Here is a 12,167-nt window from a genome sequence, read left to right as displayed (position 1 = left end):
CGGTTTTTTGCCCGCTGTTGGGCCCCGGGGGGGGCGGCCCCCCGCCCGGGCGGGGGGGGGTGGGGGGGGGCGTGGCGGGGCGGGCGCCCGCCGCCGCCCCGCCACGGCCCCCGCCCTGCCCCGGGCCCCTCGGCGGGCTCAGGCCGAGGCCGCGTCCAGCGCCGCCAACTGGGCGGGGGTCAGTTCGAGGTCGGCGACGGCCAGCAGGGGCGGAAGCTGCTCGACCGTGCGGGCGCTGGCGATCGGCGCCACGACGGTCGGCTGGGCGGCCAGCCAGGCCAGCGCCACCGTCGCGATCTCGACGCCGCCGTGCGCCGCGGCCACCTCGTCCAGCGCGGCGAGGACCCGTGGCCCGCGCTCGCTCTCCAGGTACTGCCTGACCCGCTCCCCGCGCAGGGTGTCCGCCCCCGCGCCGCCGGGCCGGTGCTTGCCCGTGAGGAACCCGGCCGCCAGCGCGTAGTACGGCACCGTCGCCACGCCCCGCTGGGCCGCGACCTGGGCCAACTCGCCCTCGTAGGTGTCCCGGGAGACCAGGTTGTAGTGCGGCTGGAGGGCGACGTAGCGGGCCAGGCCCTCGCGCTCGGAGGCGTCGAGGGCCTCGGCGAGCCGGGCGGCGCTGATGTTGGAGGCCGCGATCTGGCGCACCTTGCCCTGCCGGACGAGGCCGTCCAGCGTGGTCAGGAAGTCCTCGACGGGCAGGGACTCGTCGTCGTAGTGCGTGTAGTACAGGTCGATGTAATCCGTACGCAGCCGCCGCAACGACGCCTCGACACCGGCCGTGATGACCTCGGCGCGCAACCCCGGGCGCTCCGGTACGCCGTTGCCCACCTTGGTCGCGATGACGACGTCGTCCCGCCGGCCACGGGCCGCGAGCCAGTCGCCGATGATGGTCTCCGACTCGCCGCCCGAGTTTCCCGGCACCCAGGCCGCGTACACGTCGGCGGTGTCGACGAAGTTGCCGCCCGCCCCCGTGTAGGCGTCCAGGATGGCGAAGGACTGGGCCCGGTCGGCGCCCCAGCCGAAGACGTTGCCGCCCAGCGCGAGGGGGGACACCTCGATGTCGCCGATCCGGCGCGTGCGCGTGCTCTGTTGTTGATCAGCCATGTTCACGCGCAACGGGCCGGTCCTGAGGGCTATTCCCCCCGGGCCCGTGGCCCGGCGGGCGACCGGGCCGCGCCGGGCCCGCGCGCGGAGCCCGGCCCCCGCGCGCGGGGGCCGGGTCGTGCCGTCGGCTAGGGCTGGAGGCCGTGGTTCTGGAGCCAGGCCATCGGGTCGATCGGCGCGCCACCGCTGGGGCGCACCTCCAGGTGCAGGTGCGGGCCGGTCACGTTGCCGGTCGCGCCCACCCGGCCGATGACCTTGCCCGTGCCGACCGTGCCGGTGGTCCGCGTCATGGACGACAGATGGCAGTACCAGATCTCGGTGCCGTCATCGAGTGTGAGGACGATCCGGTAGCCGTACGAACCGGCCCAGCCGGCCTGCGTGATGGTCCCGCCGTGCACCGCCCCCACCGGCGTGCCGGTGGGGGCGGCGAAGTCCAGCCCGGTGTGGTTGGCCGACCACATGTCGCCGGCCTGCCCGAAGGTGGACGTCAGCGTGTACGAGCCGACGGGCAGGGCGTAGCTGGCGGCGAGCTTCGCGCGGCGCTCGGCCTCCGCCTTCCGCTGGGCCGCCGCCGCGCGTCGGGCCTCGGCCTCGGCCGCCTCGCGCTTGGCCGCCGCCTCGGCGGCCCGCTCCCTCTCCACCTCGGCGGCCTTCTTGCGGGACGCCTCGGCCGCCGCCTCGCGTGCCGCGGCCCGTTCGGCGGCCTCACGCTCGGCGGCGTCGGCCGCGCTGTGCTGGGTGTCGGCCTGCTGCAGGATGCGGGCCCGCAGCGCCTCGCCCGCGTTGGCCGTGCCGTGCGCGGACTCCTCGGCCGTCAGTCCGGCCTGGCTGAACGGCGCGTGGGCCGCGGCCTGCCGTTCGGCGGCCTGGCGCTGGTCGGTGTCGGAGCCGCCGTCGGAAACGAGCGGCCCGACGCCGGGGAGTTCGTCGGCGTCGGGCAGGGCGGCCTTGACCTGGTCGGCGATGGGGCCGAGGTCGGGCATCGATATGGGGGGCTGGGGGCGGTCCTTGGCGCTGGCCATGCCGCCGGCGCCGACCGCCGCGATGACGCCCACGCCGAGCACGGCGCCGCTGCGGGCCATCGATCCGCCGCGCTGTTTGACCACGCGGTGCCGGCCACGGACGGGGGCGACGGATTCGGCGGTGGGGTTCCACTCCTCCCAGGGGCCGTCCCCCGCCTCGCTCCCGGGCGGTGCCCAGGGAGGCCCGGCGGGGTCCTCGACGTCGTCGTACGCGGGGGAAGCCTGGTCGAGGGCAGACCTGTTGGACGCCACGGAGGCGTGCTCCTTTCCTTCCTTCTCGCCTACCGGGTTAGCTGACGGGTTCGGAGCAGGAAGGTCTCCTACGAGTCGCGGACGACCCGATTCACCCCAAGGGTTGGTTCCCCGGTTCCCTCGCCACGGCACCGCTGTGAGCTGCGATGACGCACCTACGGGATTCGGCGACGGCGCACGGTGCCGCCTCTGGCGGCGGCTGTGACGGCCGCGCTGCGTTATCGAACGTTAATAGAGGCCGGGGTGTGATTCCAAGCTGTTCCGGGGAATACCCGCTCCGCTTCGACGGCACGCCGGTACCACCTCAGCACAGGGGTCAAGATCGGCTACCCAGCGCAGTCGTCGGGGCTCCGACGGGCCCGTCGGGCGACCGCCAGACCCGGCGGTCCCGGCCGCCGCAGCGCCAGCAGCGCCATGTCGTCGGCCCGCTGCCCACCGGCGTGCCGGCCCACGTCGGCGATCAGCGTGTCCAGGAGCGCGTCCGGGCCCACGAAGCGCCGGCCGCTCAGGCGCCGCGTCGGCTCGTAGAACCGCCCGCTGGCATCGCGCGCCTCGGTCACCCCGTCCGTGAGCAGCAGCAGCGTCGCCCCGGCCGGGAAGGGCAGCTCCTGCACGGTGTCCCGCCAGGCGGCCAGGTCCCGCATGCCCAGCGGCAGCGCGTCGGCGTCCGGGCTGAGCTCACGCACGTGACCGGTGGGCAGCAGCAACAGGGGCGGCGGGTGGCCCCGGTTGACGAGCCGCAGCGCGCCGCCGTCCTCCCCGATCTCGACCAGCACGGCCGTGGTGAACCCCTCGAACTGGTCGAGCCCCACCCGCCGGTCGCCCTCCCGGTCCAGCGCCCGCTCCAGCCGGTCGGCCAGCCCCTCCAGGGACGGCTCCTGCTCGGCGGCCTCCCGGAAGGCCCCGATGACGACGGCGACGGCCTCCACGGCCTCCAGCCCCTTGCCCCGTACGTCGCCGATGATCGCCCGCACGCCGTGCGGTGTCTCCTGCACCGCGAACAGGTCACCGCCGATACGGGCGTCGGTCTGCGCGGCGACGTAGCGGGCGGCGACCTTCAGGGGCCCGATACGGGCCGGGGGCGCGGGCAGCACGGCGCGCTGCGCGGCCTCGGCGACGACGCGTACGGTCGCCAGTTGGCGGAAGTTGCGTCGCACCACCAGGTTGATCGCCAGCGCCAGCAGCGCGACGGTGCACACGGTGACGACCTCGGTCACCGACAGGGCGTGGTCGCCGCCGCTGTGGAAGACCGCCAGCAGCACCGAGCTGACGGCGGCCGTCGCGGCCACCGCCGACGTCGCGCCCAGCGAGAACAGCGGGGCGGCGACCAGCGGCGCGGCCGACAGGAACGGCGAGGCCGTGTAGTGCGTCGGCATGAGCACGTCGAAGATGACGCCGCCGACCAGCAGGAACGCGGGCAGCCAGCGGGCGATCCGACGAGCCCGCGCGGCCCGTGGCGACTCCGCGCCCGCACCGGCCCACCCAGCACTCCCCACGCGTCGCTCCCGCTCTCGACTGGCCCGCACCCGGCACAGCGCCCCGCCGGATGCGTCCGTCCCAGCGTCCGGCCCACGCGGCGGGCGGGCGACCCGGAGGCGGCCAAGCGGGCGTACGCCACGCCGGGGCGCGGCGTACGCACCGGGTCAGAGCTCGACGCCCAGGGCGCGGGCGTGCCGGTCCGCCGCGCCCTCGGCGGCGGCCTCGTCCAGGTACACCTCACACACCAGCCGGCCGTCCGGCGTCAGGTTGTGCTCCAGCTCCCACAACACCAGCTCGCCACCACCCACCAGCAGGAACGCGTGCTCGTAGAACCGGCACCAGGTCGTGTCCGGGCCGGCCGTGCGCAGCCGGGGCTTGGTCGCCAGCGCGATGTCGTGCGCGAACGCCGTGGCCAGCAGGGCGCGTACGTCCTCGCCGGGACGGTCCGGGTTCTCCGCCCTGCGCAGCACCCGTCGCGCGTGGTCGGCGGAGTCGTCGATCGCGTACGTTCGCTGCGGCCCGAACGACCCCACCGTCGTACGTAGTTGCTCCGGCAACCAGAAGGGGGCGCTGTCCAGCTCGTCCCACAGTGCGCCCCCGATGCGCTCGTGCACCCGCCGCTCGGCGACCGTCAGTGAGCGCTCGTCTGCGTACAGCTCGTAGCACACCTGGGAGGTGCCGGCCGGCTCCTCGCCGGCCTCGGTCGGCGCCTCGCCCCGCGCACCGGGCTGACCGGCGGAGACGCGCCGCTCCCCGCGCGCCTCGGCGTCCGCTCGCGGCTCGCCGGTCGTGGGGGCCGGGCACGCCTTCGTGTCCGGCGAGGTGTTGTGCTCCAGCTCCCACAGCAACTCGCTGCTGCCGTCGGGGAGCAGGAAGACGTGGCGGTAGGTGTTGCACCCCACGGGGGCCGAGCGCCCGTTGCACTGGCGGCAGGAGCGCAGCTCGGACTGGTGCATCAGCGCGCCGCGCAACCTGGCGGCCAGCGCGTCGTCGATCTCGAAGCCGTTTTGAGCCCGGGTCAGCAGCCCGTCGAGGTGCGCGGCGGAAGGTTCTCCGCCTGGTTGTGCGTGCCCCACGTCCCTCTCCTCCCGAACATTGCCACGCCGCGCCCCCCAGCGACTCCCTCGCCACTTACGGTAGCGAAGTGAATACGGCAAGCGCGGTGGGTTTCCCGGAAGCCGTTCGTGAGATGCGCTCGTGCGTCGGTTCCGCGCCACCCACGCGCCATGCCACGCCCCCGGCCCCACGACCGGCCCGTCATGCTCCACCACGGGCGTCGCATGCGCCGGCGCATGCTCTCGCTGCTCTTTGCGCTCCCCGTGCGCCCGGAGATTTGCCCGTACTCACCCGCAAATCCGCACCCCCGGGTCGCCTGCCCGGGCTCCCAAGTCTGACGTGAAATAGACGCTCCACCGCGCAACCCACGGTGCCGCTCTGATATCGGGCGGCGGGGACGTACCGCCCGGCCACCGGGCGCTGGCGAGCCTCCCGCGACCGGTCGGGCCACGCGGCGCGGCGCGGCGGGTGCCTCGGTACGCCCCGAGACGCCCCGGTACGCCCCGGGCGGCGAACGGTTAGGGCGACACGGGGCGCGGGGGCTCAGCTCCCGTGCGGCGTGGCGGGGTCGGCGGCGGTGGCGGTGGCGGTGGCGGCGAACGGGCCGCCGGGGCCGAAGGCGAGGTGGGCGAAGCGTTCGCCGATGCGGCGCTGGGCGGCGTCGTCGGGGTGGATCTGGTCGGGCAGCGGCAACTCGGCGAAGTCGCGCTCGCCGTACAGGGCCAGGCCGTCCAGGTAGTACAGGTGCCGGTCGCTCTGGGCCCGCTGGGCCACCACGCGGCCGAGCTCGCGACGGATCGAGGTGAGCGTGAGCGCCCCGCTGGCGACCTGGGCCGGGTCGCCGTAGCCCCGGTAGCTGACGCCCGGGCCCGGCGCGTCGGGGTCCGGGTACATGGGCCCCGGCACCCGCTCGACCACCGGCGCGTGCAGCGGCGAGACGACCAGCAGCGGCGCCGTCGGGTGCCCCTCGCGCACCGTGTCCAGGAAACCGTGCAGCGCCGGGCCGAGCGTCCGCAGCCGGAAGGCGTCGAGCGCGACGATGTTGATGCCCACCTTCACGCTGATCAGGTCGGCCGGCGCGTCCCGGATGGCCCGGGCCGTGAACGGGTCGAGCAGCGCGTTGCCGCTCAGCCCCAGGTTGACCAGGTCCGCGCCGGCCAGCCGGGCGGCCACGGCCGGCCAGGCCCCGGTCGGCCCCGCCGCGCCGGCGCCCTGGCTGATCGAACTGCCGTGGTGCACCCAGCGCGGCGACGGGACACCGACCGCGCGCGGCGGCCGCAGCGGCGCGTCGGCGCGCAGCGCGACCAGTTCCACGATCGCGGCGTGCGGCAGCCAGATCTCCACGTCCTGCTCCCGCCCGGAAAGCCCCTCGAACCGCACGGCGACCACCCCATCGCGCGCGGGCACGCCGGGGGCGGGGGCGGGGGCGGGGGCCGCATCGGGGCCGGGGCTCACGTCGGGGTGAGGGTTCGTGTCGGGCCGTACGCCGGAGGCCGGGCCGGGGCCGGGGCTGACGTAAGGGTGAGGGCCCGCGTCAGGCCGTACGCCGGAGGCCGGGCCGGGGCCGGGGCTGACGTAAGGGTGAGGGCCCGCGTCAGACCGTACGCCGGAGGCCGGGCCGGGGCCGGGGCTGACGTAAGGGTGAGGGCCCGCGTCAGGCCCGGCATCGGGGGCGAGGTCGAGGTCAGGGCTCACGTCGGGGTCAGGGCCGCTGACGTAGGGGGCGGGGCTCGCGTCGGGTCGTGTCCTGTGTCGCGCCTCGGGACGCGTCGGGGGCCGTACGGCGCGGGGCGCCTCGGGGGCCGTTTCGGGGCCGGCTCCCGAACACGCGGCGGGGCGGGCGCCCGGGGGTTGACCGGGTGCGTCGAGTGGGGCCGCGATCCGGGCCGTAAGGCGGCCGTCCACGACGAGGTCGTACACGCCCGCGCGGCCGACCGGCGAGGCCGGCGGCTCGGCCGCGTCCGGGGCCGCGGGGTCCGCCGCGCCGGACGCGGACGCTCCGGGGAAGGGCACCACGTCGAGTTCCACGACCGTCGCCTCCGTACGGAACGCCAGCCGCACCCCCGACGGCTGGGCCTCCGCCAGCGCGCAGAAGCCGTCGGAGACCTGGGCCCGCGCGGCGGCGGGCAGCCGGTGCGGCAACACCCCGCGCGCGGTGGCCTCGACCTCCAGCGCCCCGCGCAGGGCGACGGGCCCACCTTTGGTCAGGGCCGTCGTCGTCCACGTGCTCACCGCCGCACCCACCTCTCACGGGTCCGCCACCATCGGAGTACCAGCCAAGCCGCACCCGACCTCGGGAGGCAAGGAGCCCGCCTCCGGCCAACCCCCATGCGCCTCCCGTCCGCCCCACCGCCCCGGCCCCACCCGACGCCGGGCACCGGTCTCCGCGCAGACCGCGCCGCACCGGTCCGTACCGCGTCGGCCTCGGTCGCTCAGGCGGGCAACCTGGTGTCCACGACGAGGCTGATCTCGACGACCTGGCCCGGGAAGGTGAGTCCGGCGACGCCGACGACGGTGCTGACCGGCCGGTGGTCGCCGAAGTACGCCAGGTTGCCGGCGGCCGTCGCCGCCGCGTGGCGCGGCAGGTCCACCACGTACAGCTGCTGCGAGACGACCTGGCGGCGCGCGGCGCCGTAGTGCGCCAGGACCTTGTCGATGTTGGCGTGGGTCAGCCGGAGTTGGGCCTCGAAGTCGTCCGCGTGCCGGAACGCGCCCGCCGCGTCGAACGCGAGCTGACCCGACACGTGGACCAGATCGCCCGACCTGATCGCCTGCGCGTAGCCGAACTCGTGCTCGGCCGGCACGTGGTGGTGGAAGACGTCGGTCGCGGCCATGGTTCGTGTCCCTCGTGTCTCTCGTGTTCCTCGTGCGAGCGGATGGTCGGTGACCGCGAGGCGAGCACCCCACCGGGCGGGGCGGCGGGAGGAGCCCCCACGCGGGCCAACCCCCACCCGAGGTGAGCCCCACGCGGCGTGAGCCCCACGCGGGGTGAGCCCCACACGGGGTGAGCCCCAACCGAGGTGAGCCCCAACCGAGGTGAGACTCACGCGGCGTCAGCCTTACGCGACGTCAGGGTTGCCAACCCCCACCCAACGTCAGCCCCACGCGGCGTGAGCCCCACCCAACGTCAGCCCCACGCAGGGTGAGCCTCACCCCACGCGAGCCCCGCCCAGCGTGCACCCCACTCGACGTAGACCCCGCACGGGTCGGGCCGACCACGCCCCCCGGCGCCCCGACCCGACCGCGCCGTGCTCTCTTGCGGTTACTCGGGAACTGTAGGAAAGTGGCCACTGAACTGGAAGAACGCACTTTTTGGTGACGGGGGAACCTCATGGTGACCGAGCAGCTCACGGGCCTGCCCGAGGGCGCGGACCTGCGGCGCGTGGACTCCCTCGCGCGGGAGATCTTCTCCGACATCGCCAACAAGTGGGCCCTGTTGATCATCGAGGCCCTCGGCGACGGCACCCTGCGCTTCAGCGCCGTGCGCCAGAAGGTCGAGGGCATCAGCCACAAGATGCTCACTCAGAACCTGCGCATGCTGGAGCGGTACGGCCTGGTCGAGCGGACGGTGCACCCCACCGTGCCGCCGCGCGTCGAGTACACCCTCACCGAGCCCGGCCGGGCGCTGCGGGCCACCGTTGACGGCATGTGCGGCTGGACCCACCGCTACCTCGGCCACATCGAAGCCTCCCGCGACCGCTTCGACGCCTGAGCCCCACCCGCCGCAGCACCCTCACCGGCCGCGCCCCCACCACCCATCGGCACCGGGCCGCCGCACCACACTCGGGCCCCGCACCACACTCGGGCTCCGCCCGGCCCCGCCCAGCCCGAGACCGCGCCCCGGCTACGTCAACTCGCGCCCGAAGCACCACGAGCCCGGCACACCCACGTACGCCCCGAAGTTCGGTATCCGCTCGTACCCACACCGGGCGTAGAAGCGCACGGCGGCCGGCTGTCGGTCGCCGGTCTCCAGCCGCAGACCGCGCCACCCGCGCCGGCGCGCCCACTCCTCCAGCGCGACGAGCACCGCCTCGGCGACTCCCGTGCCCCGCCAGCCCGGTTCGACGTACATCCGCTTCAACTCGCCGACCCCGCCACCCAGGTCCCGCAACCCGCCACAGCCCACCGGCTCGCCACACCCAACCCCGGACCCGGCCTCCCCGTACACCTCCCGGGCCTCGCCCGCCCCGTGGGCCTCCCGCGCCGCGTACGCCACCACGAACACGGCGCTGTCGGCGGCGGACGGCGGGATGCCGGGCTCGCTGTCCGCGGTGCCGTACATCTCGGCGATCTCGGCCCGCTGCCGCGCTCGCAGCGCGACGGCGTCCGGATGCGTCCAGGGCACCTCGACGACCGCGTACCGGAGCCCGGTCCCCCACGGGGGCGCGACGTCCCGAGCCGCCGGACGGTGCGGCGATCCCATCGGGCGGCGCGCGTCCCCCGGGTGGTGCGGGGCCGCCGCCGGGCGGTGCGGGATCTCCGGGTCGGGTGCGCGCTCCGCACGCTCGACGTGGTGTCTGTCGGTCATGGGCGGATTGTGCCGACCCTCTGTTTCCCCGGAGTTACGCCGCTGTGGCCCACCGCGTCCGTGGGAAGAAGCCGGCGTCCGATGCTCGGACCGGGGGGCCACGGCGGCCCCGATTCGGATAAATTCCGGTTCCCGCGTGACGTTCGGGGAAGCGGGGGGTCCAAGTCCTCGTCGCCGTCCACCGATCGGCCACCGCCCCGAGGGCATCAGGCCGACGTACGGCGACGGACAGACGAACACGGCAGGAACACGGCAGGACGACGCATCGAAGCGCCCCCGACACACGTCGCGGGCGGCGGAGAACAGAACACACGACAGCAGCCGGCAGCACCCGGGCCGTCCGGAGCGGACCACGACCCCGTGGCCCGCCACCACGGCCCTCACGACTCCGAGGAGAGGACCCCATGTCGACCAAGACCGCCACCCCCGCGATCAACGAGCCCCGCACCGGCGACACCAAGCCCGCCACCGGCACCACCACCCTCACGGACTCCGCCGGCGCCGACAGCCAGCCCGCCACCCGGGGCAAGACCTCGATCGCCGACGGCGTCGTCGAGAAGATCGCCGGCATGGCGGCCCGCGAGGTCTCCGGCGTGCACGCCCTCGGCGGCGGCCTCGCCCGCACCCTGGGCGCCGTCCGCGACCGCGTGCCCGGCGGGCGCCCCAACGTCGCCCGTGGCGTCAAGGTGGAGGTCGGCGAGCGCCAGACCGCCATCGACCTGGACATCGTCGTCGAGTACGGCGTTCCCATCACCGACGTCGCCGCCGACATCCGCGAGAACGTCATCGCCGCCGTCGAGCGCATGACCGGGCTGGAGGTCGTCGAGGTCAACATCGCCGTCATCGACGTCCACCTGCCCTTCGACGACGACCACGACGACGAGGCCCGCGTCCAGTAACCCCCGCCCCACCAGCCGCTTCCGGCACGCACCGCACGCCGGCCCCCGCCCCCGGGCCCCCCGGGGGCCGGGCCCGCCACCCGCCCCGGCACCGCGTCGGGGCGACCGTGGGGCGACCCCGCTCCCGCGTCGGGGCGCCCCCGCGTACCGGGACGCCTCCGTCCCCTGCGCCACCCAAGGAGTAGGACATGAGCACAGCGATCGTGGGCCTCGCGGTCGGCATGGCCCTCGGATTCGCCGGCTACTTCGGCGGGTTCACCGCCTTTCTGCTCGTCGCCGCGCTCGGCGCCATCGGCTTCACGATCGGCAAGCTGGCCGACGGCGACCTGCACTGGACCCAGTTCGCCCGGCCCACCCAGGACCGCACCGCCCCCCGCGTCAAGAGCACCCAACGCAGCAGGCTCAAGTGACCATTCCCGCAGCCCAACGAGGCGCCACCACCATCGCCGACCGCGTGATCGGCCGCACCGCCAGCGCGGCGGCCCGCGAGGCCCTGCACGACCTGGCCCACCCCACGGCCACCGCCCGCGCCACCGGCACCACCCGGCGCGGAACGGCCCGCCTGGTCCTCGCGCTCGACCTGCCCTATCCCATCGACATACCCGCCACCACGCACGCGGTGCACGACCACGTCGCGCACCGCACCGCGGCCCTCGTCGGCCTGCCCGTCTCCAGCGTCCGCGTCCGCGTGGAGAACCTCCACCTTCCCGAGGCCGCCACCACCGACGGCAGGCAGGTGCGGTGAGCTCGGCATCCGAACCCAAGCCGACCGGGCCGACCCACGGCCGGGTCCACCGGCCGTGGTCGGCCCGGCGCGGCCCGGCCGCCGTCCTGGCCCTGCTCGGCTCCGCCGCCTGCGGCATGCTCCTGTACGACCAGGTGGCCATGGAGTACGGCCGCCCGGCCGCGCCCTGGCGCACCCACACCCGGGACTGGCTGGCCGACACCCCCGGCACCAGCGGCTGGGTGATCGCCGCCGCCGGCATCCTGGCGCTCCTCGGCCTGTACCTGATGGTGCTGGCCCTGACGCCCGGCGGCCGGCGCAGGCTCCCGATGGCGCCCCCCGCACCGGCCGTACGCGCCGTACTCGACCGGGCCAGCGCCACGGCCCTCCTCCGGGACGCGGCCCTGCACACCCCCGGGGTCACCGCCGCCCGGGTGCGGATGCGCGGCCGGCGCGTGGCACGGGTGCGGGCGACGGTGGCGTACGGCGAGGGCGAGGCGGTACGCGCCGCGCTGCGCGCCGAGTTGCTCGCCGCGACCCACCGTCTCGGCCTCGCCCGCCCGCCCCGGCTACGCCTGCGCCTCACCCTGGACGCGGCCACTCAACCCCACCCCCAGCCGGCCCCCAAGCCCCCCTCCCCGCACACCACGCCCCCGGCCACCCCGGCCCCCGCACCGCGCGACACCACCGTGCCCCACACGCCGGCCCCGGCCCCGCACGAGCAGGGCCCACCACCGGCCGCGACACCGGACACGACGGCCAGCGCGACGCGGGACACGACGCGGGACGAAGCCGGGGACGCGGCGCGGGACACACCCGAGGACACGACGCGACACGAAGCCGGGGACGCGGCGCGGGACACAGCCCGGGACACCCGGCGCGAGGCCACCGCCCCCGGCGTCGCACCAGCCACCACGCCCGACCCTCACACCCCGCCCGTCGTCCCGTCCGGCCCCGGCGCGCCCGCCGCGCCACCCCGCACCCCGCCGGCCGCCCCGGCCGGCACCGCGCGCACCGAGTCCCCCTCGGCGGATTCGACCGGGCCCGACGGCCCAGAGCGGGACGACCGCGCGAAACCCTGAACCGGTCGCCCCGAACCGGTC

12 protein-coding genes and 1 riboswitch are annotated in these 12,167 nt (G+C 75.7%); of the genes, 5 read left to right on the top strand and 7 right to left on the bottom strand.

Annotation, left to right across the window (positions count from 1 at the left end; all coding sequences use genetic code 11):
* Nucleotides 1–138: 138 nt before the first annotated feature.
* The 6 genes from ACFVFR_RS10745 to ACFVFR_RS10720 form a co-directional block, all read right to left on the bottom strand.
* Nucleotides 139–1,104 (bottom strand): aldo/keto reductase, encoded by a 966-nt coding sequence (locus tag ACFVFR_RS10745; RefSeq protein ID WP_383699624.1) that lies wholly within the window; start codon nt 1,102–1,104, stop codon nt 139–141.
* A gap of 128 nt (nt 1,105–1,232) precedes the next feature.
* Entirely contained in the window at nt 1,233–2,378 is a 1,146-nt protein-coding gene (locus ACFVFR_RS10740; RefSeq protein WP_383699623.1) for a M23 family metallopeptidase, read from the bottom strand.
* A gap of 11 nt (nt 2,379–2,389) precedes the next feature.
* Nucleotides 2,390–2,558: riboswitch (cyclic di-AMP (ydaO/yuaA leader) on the bottom strand.
* A gap of 146 nt (nt 2,559–2,704) precedes the next feature.
* Nucleotides 2,705–3,874, bottom strand: coding sequence for a PP2C family protein-serine/threonine phosphatase (locus tag ACFVFR_RS10735; protein ID WP_383699621.1), 1,170 nt, complete (start codon nt 3,872–3,874; stop codon nt 2,705–2,707).
* 147 nt (nt 3,875–4,021) lie between these two features.
* The gene (locus ACFVFR_RS10730; protein WP_383699619.1) at nt 4,022–4,933 is read right to left on the bottom strand and encodes a DUF6227 family protein; all 912 of its coding nucleotides are present in this window, start codon (nt 4,931–4,933) and stop codon (nt 4,022–4,024) included.
* Between the two features lie 523 nt (nt 4,934–5,456).
* On the bottom strand, nt 5,457–7,145 hold the full coding sequence (locus tag ACFVFR_RS10725; protein WP_383699617.1) for an SGNH/GDSL hydrolase family protein: 1,689 nt from the start codon (nt 7,143–7,145) through the stop codon (nt 5,457–5,459).
* A gap of 200 nt (nt 7,146–7,345) precedes the next feature.
* Complete coding sequence (locus ACFVFR_RS10720; RefSeq protein WP_383699615.1) at nt 7,346–7,747, bottom strand: RidA family protein; 402 nt, start codon at nt 7,745–7,747, stop codon at nt 7,346–7,348.
* Between the two features lie 497 nt (nt 7,748–8,244).
* On the opposite strand from ACFVFR_RS10720, the gene ACFVFR_RS10715 reads away from it, so the two are divergent.
* Entirely contained in the window at nt 8,245–8,625 is a 381-nt protein-coding gene (locus ACFVFR_RS10715) for a winged helix-turn-helix transcriptional regulator (RefSeq protein WP_383699613.1), read from the top strand.
* A gap of 132 nt (nt 8,626–8,757) precedes the next feature.
* Here the strand turns inward: ACFVFR_RS10715 and ACFVFR_RS10710 are convergent, their stop codons facing one another.
* Nucleotides 8,758–9,441 carry a GNAT family N-acetyltransferase gene (locus ACFVFR_RS10710; protein WP_383699611.1) on the bottom strand — a complete coding sequence of 228 codons (684 nt, stop codon included), beginning with the start codon at nt 9,439–9,441 and terminating at the stop codon, nt 8,758–8,760.
* 404 nt (nt 9,442–9,845) lie between these two features.
* On the opposite strand from ACFVFR_RS10710, the gene ACFVFR_RS10705 reads away from it, so the two are divergent.
* The 4 genes from ACFVFR_RS10705 (at nt 9,846) to ACFVFR_RS10690 (ending at nt 12,146) form a co-directional block, all read left to right on the top strand.
* Complete coding sequence (locus ACFVFR_RS10705) at nt 9,846–10,340, top strand: Asp23/Gls24 family envelope stress response protein (RefSeq protein WP_383699609.1); 495 nt, start codon at nt 9,846–9,848, stop codon at nt 10,338–10,340.
* Nucleotides 10,341–10,528: 188 nt separating this feature from the next.
* Complete coding sequence (locus ACFVFR_RS10700) at nt 10,529–10,750, top strand: hypothetical protein (RefSeq protein ID WP_383699607.1); 222 nt, start codon at nt 10,529–10,531, stop codon at nt 10,748–10,750.
* Nucleotides 10,747–11,085 (top strand): hypothetical protein, encoded by a 339-nt coding sequence (locus ACFVFR_RS10695; protein ID WP_383699605.1) that lies wholly within the window; start codon nt 10,747–10,749, stop codon nt 11,083–11,085. The genes ACFVFR_RS10700 and ACFVFR_RS10695 overlap by 4 nt, the downstream gene beginning before the upstream one ends.
* Nucleotides 11,082–12,146 (top strand): DUF6286 domain-containing protein, encoded by a 1,065-nt coding sequence (locus ACFVFR_RS10690; protein ID WP_383699603.1) that lies wholly within the window; start codon nt 11,082–11,084, stop codon nt 12,144–12,146. Before ACFVFR_RS10695 ends, ACFVFR_RS10690 begins: the two co-directional genes overlap by 4 nt.
* Nucleotides 12,147–12,167: the final 21 nt, after the last annotated feature.

Origin of the sequence: Streptomyces sp. NPDC057702, from assembly GCF_042799315.1 — a bacterium.
Taxonomy (GTDB): domain Bacteria; phylum Actinomycetota; class Actinomycetes; order Streptomycetales; family Streptomycetaceae; genus Streptomyces.
Note: the sequence above shows the minus strand (reverse complement) of the source record. Positions and strands in the feature narration are given on the sequence as shown.

Excerpts from the sequence above, each read along its gene's own strand:
- ACFVFR_RS10745 (WP_383699624.1), bottom strand. The coding sequence starts at position 1,104 with ATGGCTGATCAACAACAGAGCACGCGCACGCGCCGGATCGGCGACATC.
- ACFVFR_RS10720 (WP_383699615.1), bottom strand. The coding sequence starts at position 7,747 with ATGGCCGCGACCGACGTCTTCCACCACCACGTGCCGGCCGAGCACGAG.
- ACFVFR_RS10715 (WP_383699613.1), top strand. The coding sequence starts at position 8,245 with ATGGTGACCGAGCAGCTCACGGGCCTGCCCGAGGGCGCGGACCTGCGG.
- ACFVFR_RS10710 (WP_383699611.1), bottom strand. The coding sequence starts at position 9,441 with ATGACCGACAGACACCACGTCGAGCGTGCGGAGCGCGCACCCGACCCG.
- ACFVFR_RS10705 (WP_383699609.1), top strand. The coding sequence starts at position 9,846 with ATGTCGACCAAGACCGCCACCCCCGCGATCAACGAGCCCCGCACCGGC.
- ACFVFR_RS10700 (WP_383699607.1), top strand. The coding sequence starts at position 10,529 with ATGAGCACAGCGATCGTGGGCCTCGCGGTCGGCATGGCCCTCGGATTC.